Origin of the sequence: Paenibacillus ottowii (assembly GCF_006874425.1) — a bacterium.
In the GTDB taxonomy this organism is placed as follows: Bacteria; Bacillota; Bacilli; order Paenibacillales; family Paenibacillaceae; genus Paenibacillus; species Paenibacillus ottowii.
Window position 1 is genome coordinate 1 of record NZ_VIJZ01000003.1, and the last position, 18,127, is coordinate 18,127.

Here is an 18,127-nt window from a genome sequence, read left to right on the forward strand (position 1 = left end):
TTGCTCCGCCTTTCCTCCTTCACCCATGCAGGAAAAGGATGTATCGGGTATTAGCTACCGTTTCCGGTAGTTATCCCTGTCTTGTGGGCAGGTTGCCTACGTGTTACTCACCCGTCCGCCGCTAGGTCAATTAGAAGCAAGCTTCTAATTGACCCCGCTCGACTTGCATGTATTAGGCACGCCGCCAGCGTTCGTCCTGAGCCAGGATCAAACTCTCCATTAAAGACCAACCGAAGTTGGTTTACAGAAAGAGCGATTAGCTCATTTTTAATGCTAGCGATTCTTCTTAATAAAAGAAGTAATCTTTATTTCATCATCCATTTGTTCAGTTTTCAAAGAACTTGTCTGTCCTCGTTTCATTTAACGAGCCAGGAATTATATCATAACATGTTAGTTGCTTTCTTGTCAAATCTTTTTTTTGATTATCATATCAGCAACCTCGCTTCAAGAAATACTATTCTCAAAGCAACGTCTAATAATATATCATGCCTAAAGTTAATTAGCAAGCACTTTTTATATTCTTTGTTCTTTACTACATAACAGATAATAAGGGCAGCCACTCCGCTCTGAAGCGGAATGACTGCCCTTATTGCAAAACTATTTATTCTTGTTCTAATAGTCTGATGAATTCGTCTTCATCTTCTATGGTGGCGATCCCGAGTTGTTGTGCTTTAGCCAGCTTGCTCCCAGCCTTTTCACCAGCGATGACTAGATCCGTCTTTTTGGATACAGATCCGGCAACTTTGGCTCCCATCGCCTCCAGCCTGGATGCAGCTTCATCACGCGTAAGCTGATGCAAGGTACCTGTGAGCACAACCGTTTTGCCGCTGAAAAAGCTATCTGTCTTCTTCACTTGTGGAGCTTCTGGAGCCTGAGCTTTCACCCCTAGAGACAGCATCTTTTCAATTCCCGCTTGAGTAAATGGATCGGCAAAGAATGCAACAATGCTTTCTGCGACAATCCCACCTACATCCGGCAGTTCTATCAGTTCATCCACCGTAGCGGACATCGTTTTGTGCAAATCACGATAGTGTTCTGCCAACATGCGTGTCGTCGCTTTACCAGTGTTCGGTATGCCCAGAGCATAAAGGAAAGAAGCCAAATCTCTCTCCTTACTCTTTTCAAGTGCCGCCAAGAGGTTATTGGCCTTTTTCTCACCAAACCGTTCCAGCTTCACGAGATCATCATATTTCAATGTATACAGATCTGCAGGTTCACGAACTCCCAGTTCATCATGCAGTTGGATAGCTGTTTTGTCACTGAATGTCTCGATATCCATAGCATCACGTGAAGCAAAATGGGAAATGCGGGCCACAATTTGTGGTTTACAACCGAGCTTATTGTCGCAAAATAAATGGGCGCCACGCTGCTGCAGCGGAAACCCACAAGCTGGGCAGTGATCTGGTACAACAATTTCCTCCCCGTCGTTCTCAGATGTTACTTTTCCTAAAATCTCCGGAATGACATCGTTTGAGCGACGAATAAACACCCGTGCCCCCAAAGCAAACTTCAGGTTTTTACGTTCGATGTCACCAGCATTGTTCAGCGTACAATTTTGTACAGTGACTCCCGCCAGCTCTACTGGTTCTACTCTTGCCAGTGGAGTGATCTTCCCCGTTCTACCTACATTCCACTCGACCGAGTTAAGAACGGTAGTCGTTTCCTCTGCTTCGAACTTATAGGCCACCGCCCAGCGCGGGAATTTATCGGTATAACCGAGAACCTCACGCGTGCGCATATCTGTAATTTTTAATACTGCTCCATCAATGAGATAGTCCAATCCCGCACGGGATTCTTCGATCTCAGTCAACTGCTCCATTACATCATCAAAGTTATCAAAGTAAGTCAGATATGGATTTACCTTAAAATGATTTTCACGCAGGAAAGTCATCATCTCCTGGTGACTGTTAAACTGAATACGATCCGCATAGCCCACATTGTAGAAAAAAGCATTCAAACGCCGCTCTGCTGTTACTTTGGGATTCAGGTTACGTAAAGCCCCAGCTGCGGCGTTCCGCGCATTTTTAAGAGGTTCTGCAGCAGTCTCATTATATTGGGACAGTACAGAGAGATTCATGATTCCTTCTCCCTGTACTTCAATAGTTCCATTTTTAAAAGGTATGGTAAGCGGCACGGATTTAATCGTTTTCACCTGTGCCAGTATCCCCTCACCTACTACACCATTACCGCGGGTAGAAGCCTGCACCAGCTGTCCATCCGTATACGTCAGGTTCAGCGTCAATCCATCAAATTTTAATTCTATCGCATAGCCTAGAGATGGCAAAGGCTGCTCCGGGTTCTTGGTATTGTAATCATTGACCAGCTTCACGACACGCGCATTCCATGCACGTAGCTGCTCCATATTCTGAGCTTTATCAAGACTCCATAATGGGGCGAGATGGCGATGCGGTGTGAAACCCTTGAGGATCTCCCCGCCCACACGCTGTGTTGGCGAATCCGGCAGCACAAGCCCGCTGGCCTGTTCAAGCGCTACCAGTTCGTCATAAAGCACATCATATTCTTTGTCGCTGATCTGGGGCTCATCCAATGTATAGTAGTGATAGTTATATGTGTTCAGTTCAGCAACAAGCTGCTCCATTCTGTGCATTGGATTCATGCAGGCGTATCCCTCCGGGAACTTCATTAGGGCAGAGGCCTATGCCAAGCTGCCCTATGAGGTTCGAGATTTAATGATATTTTAAATTTTATTCTACTTTTGTAATCGGCGCAAAGCCAGCCAACAGACGTTTAACCCCTACCGGAGCCGGGAAAGCAATTTGGAGCTCCATATCATTGCCTGTCCCTTTTACAGCTACGATAGTTCCAATTCCCCATTTGCCATGCTGTACCTTGTCTCCGGCAGCAAAAATGGATGGACCTCCTGTCGAAGCAGTCGGAGCTGGTCTTGCGGGTGAAGACGTGGTTACTGTGACGCGAGGCGATGCGGAAACAGACGAGCCACTACGGCTCATCATATCAAATGAACGTTCTCCGCCAAAGTTGCTGCTGCCACCTTTGCCTAGTCCGCGACCACCATAAGATCCACCTACATTGCCTGAACGACGGTAGCGGTCACGCTTGATGATCGTATCCTCTTTTAACTCATCCGGAATCTCTTCGAGAAAGCGGGAAGGCGGGTTAGCTGTGGTGCGTCCAAACAGAGTGCGCATCTGTGCGCATGTGAGGAACAACTGCTCCTCGGCACGGGTAATCCCGACATACGCCAATCTGCGCTCTTCCTCCAGCTCTTCATTGTCCAAAAAGGCCCTGCTGTGAGGGAATACCCCCTCCTCCATACCAACGATAAATACGATAGGAAACTCCAGTCCTTTGGCGCTATGCATGGTCATTAATACAACTGCATCACTCTGTTCCTCTTCATCATCATTCATGGAGTCAATATCGGCAATCAGGGCAAGATCGGTCAGGAAGGAGACGAGCGACTTGTCTTCCGTCCCTTTTTCAAATTCCATGGTTACCGACAGAAACTCATCAATATTCTCCAAACGCGAGCGGGACTCAAGTGTATTCTCGTTTTGCAGTTCCAATCGATATTGGGTGGTTTCCAGCATTTTTTCGGTCAACTCAGTCACTGACAGGTAATCTACCATCCGACTTAAACCTTCAATCATATCGTAAAACTCTACAAGTGCATTGCGTGTGCGCCCAGCAAAGCCCAAATCATCTACCACTTGAAGCACACGGAAAATTGAAACTCCACGTTCTGCCGCGGCTGCCTGTAATTTACCGACGGTTGTGTCGCCAATGCTTCGTTTGGGCACATTAATGATTCGTGTCAGGCTGATATCGTCGTCAGGATTGGACAGTAGACGTAGATATGCCAGCAAATCCTTAATCTCTTTACGATCATAGAACTTGATTCCGCCCACGATTTGATAAGGAATATCTGATTTAATCAAAATTTCCTCGACAACCCGTGACTGAGCATTTGTACGATACAAAATAGCATGATGACTATAGGTTTTGCCTGCCTTAATATTTTTATGAATTTCTGAGGCGATAAAGTAGCCCTCGTCATGCTCGGAGTCAGCACGGTAAACCTTAATCTTGGCTCCGCCTTCTTTGTCGGTCCATAGTTTTTTCGGCTTACGGCCGGTATTTTGACCAATGACCTCGTTGGCTGCATTAAGAATATTTGAAGTGGAACGGTAGTTCTGCTCCAGCAAAATTGTACGTGCCTCCGGGTAATCTTCTTCAAAGTTCAAAATGTTGCTAATATCTGCTCCCCGCCACCGATAGATGGATTGGTCACTGTCACCTACAACGCATAGCCGGTGATGCTTGTCAGCCAGCATTTTACACAGCATGTACTGCGCACGGTTCGTATCCTGATATTCATCAACATGAATGTATTGAAATTTCTTCTGGTAGAAATCAAGCACCTCAGGCACTTCTTTAAAGAGCTGAATCGTTGCCATGATCAAATCATCAAAATCAAGAGAGTTGTTACTTTTGAGCCGTTGTTGGTACTTGGCATATACCTTCGCCACAATGCCTTCAAAATAATCGCCAATCTTGCGTTCATACATTTCGGGAGTGACCAGCTCATTTTTTGCCGTACTCATCATAGACTGAACCGCTTTGGGTTCAAACTTCTTGGTATCTATATTTAGATCCTTCATGCAGCTCCGAATGACAGACAACTGATCCGTAGAATCCAAGATGCTGAAATTGGAGGTGAATCCAATCCGCTCGATATCCCGGCGTAAAATACGCACACACATGGAGTGAAAGGTGGATACCCACACATCTCTCCCCTGCGGACCAATCAGCTTGGATACGCGATCCTGCATTTCACGCGCGGCCTTGTTCGTAAAAGTAATCGCCAAAATCCCCCATGGGGCCGTCTTGCGAGTCGCGATGAGGTAAGCTATTCGGTGCGTAAGCACCCGTGTCTTACCACTGCCCGCGCCAGCCATAATCAGCAGCGGACCATCTACCGCCTCCACAGCCTGACGCTGAGGCTGATTAAGGCGAGCTACCGCCTCGTGTATATCTATTGATTGCATGCGTGCATGCTCCTTTCCCTAAGCTATCATAAAATTTACACTCTATCCTTCACAGCTACCGTCTCCAGTGCTTTCGCCAAGTCACGATAAATAATGTTTCCTACTACAATGGTGTCACAAACAGCTGCTGCTTGTAACGCGGTAGATTTATCCACGATGCCTCCTCCGTATAGGACACGGGACCGTTCCGTACCGCGATGTATCTTTTGTACCATCTCCATATCTCCAAAGACACCGCTATATTCCACATATATAATCGGCAGCTGCATAAGCTTGTCAGCAATCTGTGCATATGAAGCAGCAGCAGAGGCACTCAGCGAAGTATTTGCACTGGTAAGCTTAGCGACGGTGGAATCACCGTTCAAAACAATATATCCTTCCGTCACAAGCAAATCCCAAGGGATCATATAACCAAATTGCTCAATCGCACGTTGGTGCTGACCTATAATCCAATTACTGTCAGTGGTATTCAACACCATGGGAATCATATATAGATCAAACCCCGGCACCACAGCTTCCAAATCGGATACCTCAAGCACACACGGCACCTCATAACGTCGAACCCGTGATAGCAAATCCACCGTATTTTCATAGGTTACGCCCGATGAACCTCCGATCATAATGGCGTCCGTACCAGACATACACACGGCATCAAGCGTCTCATCATTCAGTTCTTTGTCAGGATCTAGCTTAAATACATGCCTCCAAGATTGAATTGAATCTGCCAACACACATTCCTCCAGCATCCATTGCTTTTGTCATCATCCAGACGAGCCGAATTCCAATATCCAAAAGCGTTCTATGCTAAGTCTATGACAGTGGCTAAAAGGTGTCAATGTTCGTATTAGATGGGAACACCTCGTTCAGACAGCTCATGGTCTTAGCGCATACACCCAACTGCGTTTACGAAGCTCTTTTTCCATTAAAACATCCGTATAAAAGCCTTGCACACCCATCTGCTCGTACTCAGTAGCATCCTTCAACTCATTAATCGTATTTACGTAGCACACTGCTCCTGCCTGACGCAAACGTTCTACCAAGTCACCACTCACCCGATTTTCTGGTAAAGTCACTGCCGTGATATCATTGTGTTGGACAAATCGAATAATCTCATCATCCGGATCTTCTGTAGCATAGAGCGTATAAATAATGGATTTATAAGGATAGATATTTCGCAGCGTTTGTAGCATTTCTTCATTATAAATTTGAGGGACAATACGAGACAAAAGCTCGGGATTTTTCTCCTGGGCCTGATGGGTCAGTTGTACAAACAACTGCTTGATTTGGGCAGGGTCCTGCTCTTTTGTATCAGTCACAATATAGGCATCCGGATAGTTCTCCAATAGATCCAATACATCCTTCCAATCTAATGGAGTATAGGAACCGTGTATGGGGGTGTTTTTAAATTGATGGTAGCTCCAAGGTCTTCCGCCCTGCTTTGTATCAACGGCGTATTCCTGTTGCATTTGTTTTGTAAAGGATTCCGTCCATTCATGGCGTGCCACCAAATGTCCATCCGACGTAAACATCAGGTCGACCTCGAATACGCGGCTGCCTTTTTTATAATTTTCCACAAACGCTTCACGTGCATTGGTATAGGCCAAACCATCAACGGCTCCCATAGCATGCGAAATCACGCGGTGTGTGGTAAAGCCAATATGTTCTTCCGTAGATTGTCCTTTGTAAGCCAGTAAAAATGTGCCACATAACATTAAAAGAATAATCGCAGCAATCACTCGTTTCATAGGGTGTCACATCCTTTTCGTACAGGTCAATACCCTACATACATCTACTCAAAACAGTTCTATATCAGTTGAACTACAAAATCAGCTATATAGACACAAAAACACCCTCCGGCTAAACCGAAGGGTGACTCTGGATTAATATGCATTTTTGAAACCATTGCGAATCGTGCGAAAAATAATTTTGATATCGAATAAGAGCGACCAGTTCTCAATATAGAAGATGTCATGCTTAATCCGTTCCTCTATAGATGTGTCTCCGCGCAAACCGTTACTCTGTGCCCAGCCTGTAATTCCGGGGCGAACATGATGCTTCACCATGTATTTTGGAATTTCCTCACGGAATTGCTCTACATAATAAGGTCGTTCCGGACGTGGGCCAACGACACTCATATCACCCAGAAGTACATTGAAAAACTGTGGCAGCTCATCGAGACTCGTTTTACGAATAAAAGTGCCAAAACGTGTGCGTCTTGGGTCATTAGCAGTCGTCCAGCCCGTGTCCTCCGTTCCTGGCGGCAGCACCTTCATCGAACGAAATTTATACATCCGGAAGGTGCGACGGTTCAAGCCTACCCGCTCTTGCTTGAAAATAATGGGTCCTTTCGACGTAACCTTTACACCAATCGCCACAGCCAGCATAATCGGAGAGGTCAGAATAATGGCGAATAAAGAAAATAAAATATCGAATAGACGCTTAAACAATCGATTCCCTGCTACATCTAGTGGAATATCCCGTACATTGATCATCGGCATGCCTGCAAAATTGTCAAAGTAAGGTCGTGCCGGCAAATAATCAAAGAAATCGGGAATAATAAGCGTGCGCACCCCAGCCTTTTCACACATGTTGATAATCTTGGGGTATTTATCATGAGCATCCAGCGGCAACGCCAGAATGACTTCATCAATCATCAGGCGTGACAGCGTTGGCTCCAATTGATCTAATCCGCCAAGAATCGGGCAAAAATGAGCTTCTTCCTCTTTGTTCCAATGCCGTTTATCATCCAGAAATCCCACTACTTCATAGCCTAAATCAGGATACTGTCTTAGATTATGATAAAATCGTTGCCCTAAAGAACCTGCTCCAAGGATAAGCATGAATTGCTTATTGTATCCTTTTTGACGGAGGAGTTTAAGAATTTGCTTCAAAAAATATCGATAAAACAAAATAATCAGCACATTACCAACCATATAGATCGCCAGATAAGACCGCGAAATGTCGATTTGCTTCACGAAGAACATCACACTCAACAGCACAAACAGGCCAACAATGTGAATCTGGGTAACACGAAACACGTCATCTGCAAACCTCTTTTTGCGCTTTGGCGAATAGAGTGAGAACAACATCCCCAGCACTACAGCAATCAGACCGTATATTAAACTCCAGCCTCCATATACTTGAATAGGAAGCGGCTCTTTATAAGTAATCCATTCACTCTCAAATTTAAAAAACCAAGCGATCAGAAAGGATAACTGAATGACAGCGAAATCCGCCACAATATATAATTGGGTTAAAAAACGCTGATTTCTGCGTATCATGCTTTCACCTCAGTACGAGATTGTTCTCCGCCGTCCGGCTTAACCGGTGCAGACAACTTATTTTTTAGAAACGCCATCCCAAACTTCACTGTAATTCCGGCATATACAGCCATGTTGGTGATCCAACTGTATTGCTGTTTATAATGCTTACGATGAAATACCCACATCGCTCTATGAAACTCATAAATAATTTTCAAAGGACGACGGCGAGCACTGCCCCCTTTGATATGAATAATATATGTGCGCGGGTAGTAGTAAATGCCCCAACCGGCTTGTTTAATCCGGTAACACCAGTCAATATCCTCACCATACATAAAAAAAGTTTCGTCCAATCCGCCGACCTGGTCAATCGTCTCCTTACGCACCAGCATAAAAGCACCAACCAGTACATCTACAGGATACTCATCATCGGGGCTTAGATGCCCAAGCTGATATTGGTTGTACTTCGGGTTATCCGGGTAACGCTTCGACCAGCCGAAAGCATAGTAAAAAGAGGCGGACGGCGTTGGAAACCCTCGCTTACAAGCTTTGTCTAGCGAGCCATCCGGCAGGATGACCTTACAGCCCGATGCCCCCATCTCCGGGTGCGTATCCATAAACTGAATCATTGTATCCAGTGTATCCGGCTGCACCAACGTATCGGAGTTCAGCAGCAACACATAACGCCCGCTAGCTACTTCCATGCCCTGGTTGTTCGCCTTGGCGAAACCTGTATTATCTTTATTGGCTATCAATGTAATCTCCGGGTATGCAGCACGAATAGCCTCAACAGACCCGTCACTGGAGTGATTATCGATAACAATCACTTCATATCGATACTGCGTCTTTGACGCATACACTGACTGCAAACAATCCAGCGTCAATCGACACGTGTTATAGTTGACGACCAGTATGCTTACATCCATATTTAAAACGCTCCTGACAAATTCAGTAATCTATTCTACTATCGCCTATTATAGCATACCCCGTCGATCACGGGGCGCAAAAAAGCACACAACTTGTAACCTTACATAGTTGAGGTCTAAAAATCATCGTGGTAAGATATACATGGAAAAAGGGCTGGTGCCAGCCAGCCCCGCGCAACCAACGCTCCAAGAGCGGACGGTTTTGGAACAATCAGGCCGAAAATAGACCCTTCCTTTGCGGGGGCGGTCTATTTTCGTTTGTTAGACTCTAACAGTGTGACGATTAACGCCCCGAACGTCAGCATTAAACTGAGCGCCTCAAACACTGTCACAGGCTTCACCCCCCTCCTCGGGAGAGTTAGCCGACCGCCCTTGCCAGCTCTATCGGTTGCACGTTTCAATTATACTATATATTTCCAAAAAGGAACACGCATTCGATGGTATTTTATCTAGCATTCAGTTGTACCTTTGATTATTTGACGCTTCTATATGGAAAAAAGTTTCAATATTTTTTCCTTCCGTCTTCTATAATTTCCCCATTATAAAAACAAATTTATAAATCCAGTTGTCCAACCGTGACTGCCTATAAAATGGAGACTGCCCAATATATTTTATACGTGAAAGTACACCCTTATGGTAGCTATACAGGAATCGCTCCACATCTCTATACATTTGGGAAGGCATGTCTTGTCCATATAGTTGAACAAATTGCCGGGCTTGTTTACTTAAAATATAGCGATTTTTCCCTTTTACGAATCTACTTAGTCTTTTCCTCCACTTGCCAAGCCAGCCATCTGTTGAACCTCCCAGCACATTGTTTTGATGCTGCCGATACCAGATATATGGCTCGTGATCAAATATAACTTCACCAAAAGAGGAGGTGCATAAGTAAATCCACCAGTCATGCATGATAATGTTATCCAAAGTATCCGGCATTCTCGTTTTCACGAGCTGAAGTGTTTCTTTATTGATTACCATGGTACAACCTACACATACATTCTCGATGAGAGCATTATAAAAGGATAAAGATCTAGAGATATCGGCTGGCCATACTTTGAGAGGTTCCAAGTTTTGAGAGACCATTTGCGTTGCTGAACAATACATCAGCGGTCGACTCCCATCCTTTTCCCTGAGACGAGCTACAGCCCGAGCAAGCTTGTTCGGCATCCACACATCATCCTGATCACAAAATGCGTAATAGTCAAATGCCTCGGACGATCTTTCAATCAGATCAAAAAAGCTCGCAATAACACCTACATTATTCTCTCGGCATAACCTAATCTGTTGGGGATAACGTTGCTCCAGTATTCTCAACTTATCAACTGTATCATCTGTTGAGCCATCATCACGGATTAGAATCTGAACTTCTACGTCTTTTTGATTAATGAGACTTTCTACCTGCTCTTCTAAGTAAGCCGCTCCATTATATGTAGATAATAAAATTTGTACTTTAGGTCTGTTCAGAGTCATGCCCTCCTTCTTTTAATATGGGCTGCAGGGACGTGTACGTCCCACCTGCCTATACATTATAATGCTCATCGCGCTTTATCAACATAGTCTTAAATTAATAAAATCTCCCAATCCTAAAATGATGGGAGATTTTTTGATAGCTATGATAAAGTTTAAATTACTCGGATTTATTAAAATACTCCTGCAAAAATTCACGTAATCCTTTGCGCCAATCCTGTAAATCATGGAATCCGTTGGTCCGGATCGCAATATGCTCCATCACGGAATTACGTGGCCGCGCTGCGGGTCTGGGAAACTGCTCTGTGCTGCACGGTTCTAAATTTGCAGTGACCTTTACAGCATATAGCTCTGCGGCATCCTGCAAAATAGCTTGTGTAAACTCGTACCAGGTGCAAGAACCGCTATTGGATGCATGATATACGCCATACTTCTCCGTTTGAATCAATTTCGCCAAAAAACGTGCCAAATCCACCGTATAGGTAGGTGAACCCTTCTGATCGTTCACCACCTGAAGTTGCGGTTTCTCTTGTCCAAGCTTCAGCATTGTTTTCACAAAATTGTTCCCGTGCAATCCGTATACCCAAGAAGTACGTACAATAAAATATCTGGAGGAAAGTGTTTGCGCCAGTATCTCTCCGGCCCGCTTGGACTTTCCGTAAATACTCTGCGGATTCGTATTGTCATACTCATGATATGGCTGTTCCGCTGTTCCATCGAACACGTAATCCGTACTGATATACACCAGCTTAGCTCCTGTTTTTTCCGCAGCCAATGCCATATTGCGTGTTCCCGACGCATTGACTTGGTAAGCCGTATCTATATCAGACTCGGCTGCATCTACAGCCGTATACGCTGCACAGTGGATGATAGCATCAGGTTGGTACTGTCCCACGATCTTTACAACCTGCCCCAAATCCGTTATATCCAGCTGTTCCCGATCGTATCCCAAGACATCATGTCCCTGGCCCTGAAAAACGTTCACTACATCTTTGCCAAGTTGACCGGATGCTCCAGTAACCAGCACCTTCATCTTACACATCCCCTAAGCGGGAACCATACTGCTTGGCATAATATTGCTGATATTCACCGGATTGAATGCGGGTCCACCATTCCTCATTGTCCAAGTACCAGCGAATCGTTTCCTTAATGCCGGTCTCAAAAGAGTGCTTTGGCGTCCAGCCCAGCTCATTCATGGTCTTCGTTGGATCAATGCCATAACGGCGGTCATGACCTGGGCGATCCTGCACATACGAAATCAGAGATTCTGGCTTGCCCAGCTCCTCCAATACCGTTTTGACAATATGCACATTCGTTCGCTCGTTATTTCCACCGATATTGTATACCTCACCAAGCTTCCCTTGATGTATGACCAGATCGATTGCACTGCAATGATCCTCTACATACAACCAGTCGCGAATGTTCAAGCCATCCCCGTACACAGGTAGCTGTTGGTCGCTCAGTGCACGGGAGATCATTAACGGAATCAGTTTTTCTGGGAATTGGTATGGACCGTAGTTATTAGAACAACGCGTGATATTCACTGGCAGACCGAAGGTTTCATGATATGCACGAACTAACAGATCACCGCCTGCCTTGGAAGCAGAATAGGGACTATTAGGCTGCAATGGAGTTTCCTCTGTGAACAATCCGGTTTCACCCAGTGAACCGTATACTTCATCTGTCGATACCTGCACAAATTTGGTCACATTATATTTCTTGGCGGCATCCAATAACAACTGTGTACCCAGTACGTTTGTTTTCACAAACACTTCCGGCTCCAAAATACTCCGATCCACATGCGACTCTGCCGCAAAATTCACCACCACATCAATTCCCTGCTGCATCAGCTGGTCCATCACTTGTGCATTAGTAATATCCGCTTTCACAAAGGTATGTTTGGGATGGTCTTCGATGGATTTCAAATTTTCCAAGTTGCCTGCATAGGTAAGTGCGTCCACATTTACAATTTCATATTCTGGATGCTGCTTTAACGTATACAACACAAAGTTACTACCAATAAATCCGGCACCGCCAGTGACAAGAAGTTTCATAAATACCTCCTAAAACATGCTTAATACAATAACATGTGTTATTTTGGAACAGAACGAAAAACAGTCGGTTATTATCACTCTAGTCAAAATTAATGTCTGCATCCTTTAATGTTGGATGCTTCTGGTCCTTCTCTGAAAGAATAGCCTGAGAAGTTGGCCAATCAATCCCCAACGCAGGGTCATTCCACAGAATTCCCCGATCATTTTCGGGTGAATAATACTCGTCTACCTTATACAACACTTGAGTATTTGGAACAAGCGTACAGAACCCATGAGCAAACCCTTTAGGAACCAGTAATTGACGCTTATTGTGTTCACTTAAGATCACCCCAACCCATTGGCCGAATGTTGGAGAACTTTTTCGAATATCTACAATAACATCATAGATGGCTCCAAACAGCACTCGGATGAGTTTGGTCTGAGCTTTGGGATTAAGCTGGTAATGCAACCCTCGGATTACGCCAGCTTCTGTAGATAAGGACTGATTATCCTGAATAAACGCATAGTTGATTCCATGTTGCTTCATAATTTGATCATTGTAGCTTTCCATAAAAAAACCACGGTGATCACCATGGACCACGGGTTCAATGATTTTTGCGCCTGCAAGTACTTCCTTTATTATCATTCACGAAACCTCCAACATCTTCTGTATATACTTTCATTTATGATTACTATAAAATTAATAAGCACACTATTTTGGGAGGGAATATGCTTTTGAATTTATCGAGAGTTAATAAAAATTTTGTTTGGTCCTATTTGATTTTGATGTGGCTACTTATCCCGATTCTCATATTGTTTAAAATTGATTCTTACTATATTTCCATATTATTCAGTATAAATATTGCTCAGTCGTTTGTCATAGGTGCTACATACATTTTACACATCAGTGGTATCTTAACATATGCAAAGAAAGAAATAATGGTGCAATACCTAGCTTTTGGCGGCTATCTCGTTGGGATTATATTCATTTATGCTTTTCTCCAAAGGGAACATTTCATTTATTATTGGGACTTTTCGGCCTATTGGAATACTTCCATACAATTTAACAACCTTTTAAGTACAGATTTTATAGCAGCATCTAAACAAATCTATGCAAGTATTTTAAGAGACGATTATTCCGTGTTCCCAACAGTCTTTCTCGCTCTACCCTTAAAGTTCTTAGGTACAAGCTACATGAGCTATGTGTTAGCAATCTATACCTGCTTCTTGTATCCATCTTGTTTGATCCTGTTCTTATTATGTATCAAGATTGCTGATCAAATCCAGTTCAACACAAAATTGAACGTTCTTATCATCTTTGTACTTACATTTACTTTTCCAATTATGATAGCTCCTATGTTAGGTGGATATCTGGATTCTATAGGACTTATTTTTATCGGCTTGTCCTTAGTTATCTTATTTAATAATGATTTTAAACATTTAAATTTAAAAGCGATTTTACTTTTAGCTGCTTGTCTGGTATTACTAACATTCACAAGAAGATGGTATGGATTCTGGATCGTATCTTTTTTTGGGTCGATCGGTATCGCCTTTTTATTCAAATGGATTCTAGAAAAAGAGTTTCGCTTTAAGCAGCTTTTACAGGTTATTTTAAACTTTTTCATTATAGGAGCTTCAAGCGCATTATTTCTTATCATATTCTTCAATGAATTTATTCAAAGAGCTCTGACCAATAACTTTAAGAACGCCTACTCAGCTTATTATTTTGGTGACGTCTTAAGTAACTTGCAGAATTTATTTTATCATTACGGAGCCTTCATTTTTATCATAGCTCTTGTTGGTTGTGTAGGCTTGCTCTTTATGAGTAAAACTAGGTATATATCAATCTTTTTAGTTACGAACTTATTCATTACGTACTTTCTTTTTACAAGAATCCAAAGCTTAGCTTCTCAGCATTATTATCTGCTTACAGTGAATGTGTTAATTCTATTTATTAGTGGCGTTATTCTCATTCTAAACTATTTGTCCAAGATAAAATATGCAAAAAGTGTTGGCTTAGTTATTCTGGCTTATTTAGTGCTTTGTAATTTCTTAGTAACCTTTACGAATACAAATGCACGGCCTGTTACCTACTTTTCTTCTTTATTCAGTGACTTTAAACAAACACCTAGAGTAAGAACAGATATACCTGTTTTGAAGCAACTGACGGCTGATCTTAAGGAAATTTCATCAGAACAGCATAAAGTATATGTCCTATCGAGCTCTGGAATCCTTAATGATGACATACTCAGACAGATCGAAATGCCTGACAATAGCAACGCTCTTCCGTTTATGAATCTGACTCATCATGTGGATTTAAGAGATGGCTTTCCAGTGTCGTTTTTTGAGTCCGATTATGTTGTGATCGCATTACCTACACAATACCATTTAGGTGAAAGTGGTCAAAAAGTTGTAGGTATACTCGCAGAAGAGGTTATGAACGGATCTCTTAAAAATAATTTTAAACCTTTAAAAAGCTATACTCTTGATAATAATGTAAAAGCCATCGTATTGAAAAAGACATCATCTATCACAAAAGAAAAAATTGAGCTTATACGTTCACAATTCAGAAAAATATACCCTGATAATCCTGATCTTTTCTAATTCAATCCAGATGTCCGACGCATAAAAAAACCCTCGAATAAAAATCGGGGGCTTTTTTAAGTTAATCGTTATACATTCTTATTAGGAATTGTAGTTATTATTTTAGAATTGCCAAAACTAAAATTTTTGCCGATCAGGAATGGTAAGAATCTATTAAATATTTCAATAAAAAGGACACAGCTTAAAAAGACAAGCAAGGTAGAAATAACAACAAATGAAATTCCATCTAAATACATATTTGTTTTAACAGAAAACATCTCGTAAAAATTCACATTCTCCCAGAAGCTAAGTATTAGCCCATGCAGACCAAATATAACTAAAGAATTTTTACCAAAATAGGACAACAAGCTAGATGACTCAATTTTTTTGGATAAGTAAATATAGAACACTAGACTGCCCAGTACCGACAGATAAAATAACACATAATTATGTCCATAGTAATTTCCTGACATGCCTGGTTTATCATTTATTAAAAATAATAAAAGACCCAAGAATCCACCAGTATAAGCAATGTATGGTTTATTAATTTTAAGTTTTTCGATAAAAAATTGTTCGTTTAATTTAAATAAATAACCACAAATAATTAAAGAAGCTGCATTAACGGACGTACCAAATGACCAGGGAAGTGCATGTGTGTCAAGCTTACTTAAAAATGCCCCTAAAATAGTTAGCAATATCCAAAATACATACATATAACTTCTCTTTGAGGAAATTTTCAAAACTAAGTACGAAATGATTTGGGCCAAGAAGAGACAAGGTAGGAACCATAGAGACATATTAAGAATACCCAGGTGATTCCCATCTGCATATAAAAAAGTTTCAATAACAACCATTGGATCAAGTGTTCCGACAATCCCCATCCAATGCATCCAACCAAAATACAATAAGGAACATATATAAAGAGTCGTATATGGTAAAAGGATTGTTTTGATTTTAGACCACAAAAAACTACTAAACTTATACTTTTGAAAATTAGAGGTAAACCCAGAAGCAAAAAAGAAAAGAGGCATATGGAAGGAATAAAAATAACCTATAATAAAGCTTTTATCCATCGACTCATTCCCTTTAAAACCATGAGGTACCAAGTGGGAGAAGACTAAAAAAATAATTGCCAGTCCCTTTAATACATCTACCCACTTTATTCTAGGGCCTGTACGCAAACTGTAGAGCCCATAAAAATCTAGTAAAATAAGGAATATGAGACGAAGATATGAGTTAACAGATGAAGAATGGAATATCCTTGAACCCTTGCTGCCCCCGGCCCGAAAAAAACAAGGAGGACGTCCACCTAAAGATCGGCGTCAGATGCTGAATGCCGTGCTATGGGTTGCTCGAACGGGAGCGCCATGGCGAGATTTACCGAGTACGTATGGTCGTTGGTCTTCTGCCTATAGTTTTTTCTGGCGGTTACAAAAAGCGAATATTTCGAATGAAATCTTGAAGCATGTCGCCATCGAACCCGATTGGGAGCAAGTGATGATTGATGCTACCATCGTTCGCGTCCATCAGCATGGAGCGGGCGCAAAAGGGGGCAGGATCGGCAAGCCATCGGGCGTTCGCGCGGAGGATTAACCACCAAAATTCATGCGATGGTGGATGCGCTTGGCTATCCGCTGCGTTTCGAATTGACGCCAGGACAAGACCACGATTCGGTCACGGGCTATCGCCTTCTTCATGGACTGGACGTTTGCCCGGGAGAAGTGTTAGCGGATCGCGCCTACGATACCAATGCCATTTTAGAGCTTTTGCAAAGCCGATCCATTACTCCGGTGATCCCATGCAAACGCAATCGGCGGGTAAAGCGTCCGCTAGATTCGGAGACGTATAAAGAGCGACACTTAGTTGAATGCTTTTTCAACAAAGTTAAAAACTATCGACGCCTGGCTACTCGCTATGAAAAAACAGCGAACATGTTCATGGCTTTTTTGACGCTACTTTCTATTCGTTTATGGCTTAAATAGGTTTGCGTACAGACCCTAGTTGGAGAATGCACAATTTGCATTTATAAAGTCTCACTTTCTTTATGTCATTAATATCTCAATGGATTCTTTAGTACTGCGATCATCCTAAGAAAAAAGGTCATAATCCATTTCACTTACTAATTTGTTAGCAAGCATCAATGAAGTATGTGTTCCCGCATCAGTCCACCAATTTTCTAAAATATCAAATGTAAGTTGGTTTCGTTGGATATAAGCGTTATTAACATCTGTGATTTCATATTCTCCTCTTGCTGAAGGGGTTAAGGTCTTAATAATATCGAACACTGAGTGGTTAAACATATAAATGCCCGTAACTGCATAATCACTTTTAGGGATCTTCGGCTTCTCCTCAATATTGACAATGTTATTTCCTTGTAATTCTGGTACTCCATAGCGATTAGCATCAGGCACTTTATGAAGTAGCAATTTCGCTCCTGATTCTTGAAGCTTGAATTTTTCAACGAACGAGGTTATATCATCTTTAAAAACATTGTCCCCCAAAATCACAACCATCTTGTCATTGCCAACAAATTGCTCAGCTAAAAGCAAAGCCTGCGCAATTCCCCCAGCCTCATCTTGTACTTTATAAGTCAGCGTAACTCCAAGGTCGCCCCCGCTTCCTAAGAGATTAACTACATCTCCCATATGTTCCTTTCCGGTAACGATCAAAATATCGTTTATGTTCGCCTTTTTGAGCTTGTCAATAGAGTAATAAATCATCGGATATTTACCAATTGGCAGCAAATGTTTGTTTGTAACTTTAGTAAGCGGGTACAATCTAGAGCCAGTTCCTCCAGCTAATATAATCCCTTTCATATCTAACTTCCT

Annotated in this window: 14 protein-coding genes, 1 rRNA gene and 1 pseudogene; 2 read left to right on the forward strand and 14 right to left on the reverse strand. The window is 42.5% G+C overall.

The annotated features are described in order from the left end of the window. The 12 genes from FKV70_RS07105 to rfbC all read right to left on the reverse strand — a co-directional run. A 16S ribosomal RNA gene (locus tag FKV70_RS07105) occupies positions 1-223 on the reverse strand; the annotation flags it as partial. A 378-nt stretch (positions 224-601) separates the two neighbouring features. Further along, positions 602-2,617: an NAD-dependent DNA ligase LigA gene (gene ligA / locus FKV70_RS07110; protein WP_142612282.1), complete on the reverse strand. Its 2,016-nt coding sequence runs from the start codon at positions 2,615-2,617 to the stop codon at positions 602-604. Between the two features lie 88 nt (positions 2,618-2,705). Further along, positions 2,706-5,030, reverse strand: a complete 2,325-nt coding sequence (pcrA, locus tag FKV70_RS07115) for a DNA helicase PcrA (RefSeq protein WP_142612284.1) — start codon at positions 5,028-5,030, stop codon at positions 2,706-2,708. Between the two features lie 35 nt (positions 5,031-5,065). Beyond that, entirely contained in the window at positions 5,066-5,758 is a 693-nt protein-coding gene (pcrB, locus tag FKV70_RS07120; RefSeq protein WP_482811952.1) for a heptaprenylglyceryl phosphate synthase, read from the reverse strand. A gap of 144 nt (positions 5,759-5,902) precedes the next feature. Beyond that, complete coding sequence (locus FKV70_RS07125; RefSeq protein WP_142612288.1) at positions 5,903-6,775, reverse strand: phosphatidylinositol-specific phospholipase C/glycerophosphodiester phosphodiesterase family protein; 873 nt, start codon at positions 6,773-6,775, stop codon at positions 5,903-5,905. Positions 6,776-6,910: 135 nt separating this feature from the next. Continuing rightward, positions 6,911-8,311 (reverse strand): undecaprenyl-phosphate glucose phosphotransferase, encoded by a 1,401-nt coding sequence (locus FKV70_RS07130; protein WP_142612289.1) that lies wholly within the window; start codon positions 8,309-8,311, stop codon positions 6,911-6,913. Beyond that, positions 8,308-9,216 carry a glycosyltransferase family 2 protein gene (locus FKV70_RS07135; RefSeq protein WP_142612291.1) on the reverse strand — a complete coding sequence of 303 codons (909 nt, stop codon included), beginning with the start codon at positions 9,214-9,216 and terminating at the stop codon, positions 8,308-8,310. The genes FKV70_RS07130 and FKV70_RS07135 overlap by 4 nt, the downstream gene beginning before the upstream one ends. 248 nt (positions 9,217-9,464) lie before the next feature. Then, a complete protein-coding gene (locus FKV70_RS27085; protein WP_222847800.1) occupies positions 9,465-9,557 on the reverse strand; it encodes a putative holin-like toxin in 93 nt (30 codons plus the stop codon). Between the two features lie 184 nt (positions 9,558-9,741). Next, positions 9,742-10,686: a glycosyltransferase family 2 protein gene (locus tag FKV70_RS07140; protein ID WP_142612292.1), complete on the reverse strand. Its 945-nt coding sequence runs from the start codon at positions 10,684-10,686 to the stop codon at positions 9,742-9,744. 157 nt (positions 10,687-10,843) lie between these two features. Next, positions 10,844-11,716: a dTDP-4-dehydrorhamnose reductase gene (gene rfbD / locus FKV70_RS07145; protein ID WP_142612294.1), complete on the reverse strand. Its 873-nt coding sequence runs from the start codon at positions 11,714-11,716 to the stop codon at positions 10,844-10,846. A 1-nt stretch (position 11,717) separates the two neighbouring features. Further along, a complete protein-coding gene (gene rfbB, locus FKV70_RS07150) occupies positions 11,718-12,737 on the reverse strand; it encodes a dTDP-glucose 4,6-dehydratase (protein WP_142612296.1) in 1,020 nt (339 codons plus the stop codon). 79 nt (positions 12,738-12,816) lie between these two features. Continuing rightward, on the reverse strand, positions 12,817-13,362 hold the full coding sequence (gene rfbC / locus FKV70_RS07155; protein ID WP_142612298.1) for a dTDP-4-dehydrorhamnose 3,5-epimerase: 546 nt from the start codon (positions 13,360-13,362) through the stop codon (positions 12,817-12,819). A gap of 83 nt (positions 13,363-13,445) precedes the next feature. Here rfbC and FKV70_RS07160 point away from each other — a divergent pair, with 83 nt between their 5' ends. Beyond that, positions 13,446-15,320 (forward strand): hypothetical protein, encoded by a 1,875-nt coding sequence (locus FKV70_RS07160; RefSeq protein ID WP_142612300.1) that lies wholly within the window; start codon positions 13,446-13,448, stop codon positions 15,318-15,320. Positions 15,321-15,388: 68 nt separating this feature from the next. Here FKV70_RS07160 and FKV70_RS07165 read toward each other — a convergent pair whose 3' ends face one another. Beyond that, positions 15,389-16,480 carry an acyltransferase family protein gene (locus FKV70_RS07165; RefSeq protein WP_142612302.1) on the reverse strand — a complete coding sequence of 364 codons (1,092 nt, stop codon included), beginning with the start codon at positions 16,478-16,480 and terminating at the stop codon, positions 15,389-15,391. A 37-nt stretch (positions 16,481-16,517) separates the two neighbouring features. Between FKV70_RS07165 and FKV70_RS07170 the strand changes: the two are divergent. Continuing rightward, positions 16,518-17,281: pseudogene (locus tag FKV70_RS07170) on the forward strand (IS5 family transposase). 105 nt (positions 17,282-17,386) lie between these two features. On the opposite strand, the gene FKV70_RS07175 reads toward FKV70_RS07170, so the two are convergent. Next, the gene (locus tag FKV70_RS07175) at positions 17,387-18,115 is read right to left on the reverse strand and encodes a sugar phosphate nucleotidyltransferase (protein WP_142612306.1); all 729 of its coding nucleotides are present in this window, start codon (positions 18,113-18,115) and stop codon (positions 17,387-17,389) included. Positions 18,116-18,127 lie beyond the last annotated feature (12 nt).

What these genes read in the sequence shown, in the direction of transcription:
- FKV70_RS07130 (WP_142612289.1), bottom strand. Translation starts at nt 8,311, where the DNA reads ATGATACGCAGAAATCAGCGTTTTTTAACCCAATTATATATTGTGGCG.
- rfbB (WP_142612296.1), bottom strand. Translation starts at nt 12,737, where the DNA reads ATGAAACTTCTTGTCACTGGCGGTGCCGGATTTATTGGTAGTAACTTT.
- rfbC (WP_142612298.1), bottom strand. Translation starts at nt 13,362, where the DNA reads ATGATAATAAAGGAAGTACTTGCAGGCGCAAAAATCATTGAACCCGTG.
- FKV70_RS07175 (WP_142612306.1), bottom strand. Translation starts at nt 18,115, where the DNA reads ATGAAAGGGATTATATTAGCTGGAGGAACTGGCTCTAGATTGTACCCG.
- rfbD (WP_142612294.1), bottom strand. Translation starts at nt 11,716, where the DNA reads ATGAAGGTGCTGGTTACTGGAGCATCCGGTCAACTTGGCAAAGATGTA.
- FKV70_RS07125 (WP_142612288.1), bottom strand. Translation starts at nt 6,775, where the DNA reads ATGAAACGAGTGATTGCTGCGATTATTCTTTTAATGTTATGTGGCACA.
- pcrA (WP_142612284.1), bottom strand. Translation starts at nt 5,030, where the DNA reads ATGCAATCAATAGATATACACGAGGCGGTAGCTCGCCTTAATCAGCCT.
- FKV70_RS07135 (WP_142612291.1), bottom strand. Translation starts at nt 9,216, where the DNA reads ATGGATGTAAGCATACTGGTCGTCAACTATAACACGTGTCGATTGACG.
- FKV70_RS07160 (WP_142612300.1), top strand. Translation starts at nt 13,446, where the DNA reads ATGCTTTTGAATTTATCGAGAGTTAATAAAAATTTTGTTTGGTCCTAT.
- FKV70_RS07140 (WP_142612292.1), bottom strand. Translation starts at nt 10,686, where the DNA reads ATGACTCTGAACAGACCTAAAGTACAAATTTTATTATCTACATATAAT.
- ligA (WP_142612282.1), bottom strand. Translation starts at nt 2,617, where the DNA reads ATGAATCCAATGCACAGAATGGAGCAGCTTGTTGCTGAACTGAACACA.